General features: G+C 69.0%; 2 protein-coding genes. One reads left to right on the top strand and one right to left on the bottom strand.

The window, feature by feature from the left end:
* Positions 1–36: 36 nt before the first annotated feature.
* The gene (locus U9980_RS07180; RefSeq protein ID WP_322767213.1) at positions 37–1,479 is read left to right on the top strand and encodes an NAD(P)H-quinone dehydrogenase; all 1,443 of its coding nucleotides are present in this window, start codon (positions 37–39) and stop codon (positions 1,477–1,479) included.
* Here the strand turns inward: U9980_RS07180 and U9980_RS07175 are convergent.
* Positions 1,476–1,843 (bottom strand): DUF5313 family protein (locus U9980_RS07175; protein ID WP_322767211.1); only part of this gene is annotated, 368 nt, incomplete at its 5' end. The genes U9980_RS07180 and U9980_RS07175 overlap by 4 nt on opposite strands.

Genomic DNA, 1,843 nt, shown 5'->3' with positions numbered 1-1,843 from the left:
CTGGAGAGCAGCCCGTCCACGGAAGGGAGCGCGTACGTGCCGCGAATCGTCATCCTCGGAGGAGGCCCCGGAGGGTATGAGGCGGCGCTTGTCGGTGCCGAGCTCGGGGCATTTGTCACGCTCATCGATTCGGATGGGACGGGGGGTGCCTGTGTTCTCACTGACTGTGTTCCGTCCAAAACGTTGATCGCCACATCGGCGGCGATGACCGCACTGGCCGCGGCCCCCTCGCTCGGTGTTCGGCTACGTGACGGGGGTTTCGTGCTGCCCGAAGCGGGCTGGGATGCCCGCGCGACACCCGGCCCCGGGCTTCCCGCCGGCGTCAGCGTTGACATTGAGCGGGTCTATGCCCGGGTGCGTGGGCTGGCGCAGGCGCAGTCCCGGGACATCGAGACCCGGCTGGAGAAGGAGGCCGTCCGGGTCGTGCACGCCCACGGGCGGCTGGTCGGTCCGCATGCCGTCGAGGTCGATTCCGGCGAGGCCTTCTTCGGTGACATCGTGCTGATCGCCACCGGCGCGTCGCCGAGGATCCTGCCGGCGGCGACACCCGATGGTGAGAGGATTCTCACCTGGCGCCATCTCTACGACCTCGACAGGCTGCCCGAGCATCTGATCGTGGTCGGGTCCGGTGTCACCGGCGCCGAGTTCGCCAGCGCCTACCGGGCGCTCGGGGCGCAGGTGACGCTTGTCTCCTCCCGCGACCGGGTACTGCCCGGTGAGGATCCCGACGCGGCCCGGGTGCTGGAGGATGTCTTCCAGCGCAGGGGCGTCACCGTGCTGGGCCGGTCCCGGGCAACGGCGGCCCGCCGGGTCACCGGCGGGGTAGAAGTGGATCTCGACGACGGCAGGATCATCAGCGGCAGCCACGTCCTGATGGCGGTCGGATCGGTACCGCGCACCTCCGACATCGGCCTGACCGATGTCGGGATTCGACGCAGCGCCACCGGTCACATCGAGGTCGACCGGATGTCGAGAACGTCGGTGCCCGGCGTGTACGCCGCCGGTGACTGCACCGGTGTACTGCCGCTGGCGTCCGTCGCCGCCATGCAGGGCAGGATCGCGATGTGGCACGCGCTCGGTGAGGCGGTCACCCCACTGCGGTTGGGCACCGTGTCGTCGAACATCTTCACCGAACCGGAGATCGCGACCGTCGGCATCTCCCAGCGGATGATCGAATCAGGCGCGGTTGCTGCTCACACCACGGTCCTCCCGCTCGCCCGGAACCCGCGCGCGAAGATGGAGGCCGTCACTGACGGCTTTGTCAAACTGTTCTGCCGGCCCGGTAGCGGCAGCATCCTGGGCGGGGTCATCGTGGCGCCGCGGGCATCAGAACTGATCTTTCCGGTGTCGCTGGCGGTCGCCAATGGTCTGACCGTCGACCAGGTCGCCCACACGTTTGCGATCTATCCCTCGGTTTCCGGTTCCTTGTCCGAAGCCGCACGGATCGCCATCCCCCGGGACCTGTTCGCGGGGTTCTAGATGTCCTCGTCTTCCTCGGGTGGGACGACCGGTGGAAAGCCGTGCTGGACGAGGCGTCGGTTACGGAAGTGACCGGCGGTGGCGAATCCGAGCCCCACCGCCGCGGCCAGCAGGAAGATCGAAATGGTGAGCCGGACGTCCAGCCGCCCGGGCAACAGTGCGAACACGATCGCGAACGGCACCATGAGCAGCGGCAGGCGGGAAGCCTGCCGGACCTGCCACCGCGGACCCGTCAGATCGTGCGACACCCATGACGAGTACTGCGGTGGCAGCGTCCCACCCACCAGGTAGTACACCCGACCGGTCAGGGGCGGACGCGGCTCCCGGACGGGCTGCGGGCTGGCGGGCGTTGGGCTGGCGGGCG

The sequence above is a fragment of the Protofrankia sp. Cr1 genome (assembly GCF_963555865.1).
Taxonomy (GTDB): domain Bacteria; phylum Actinomycetota; class Actinomycetes; order Frankiales; family Frankiaceae; genus Protofrankia.
This window is presented reverse-complemented; position numbering and strand designations above follow the sequence as displayed.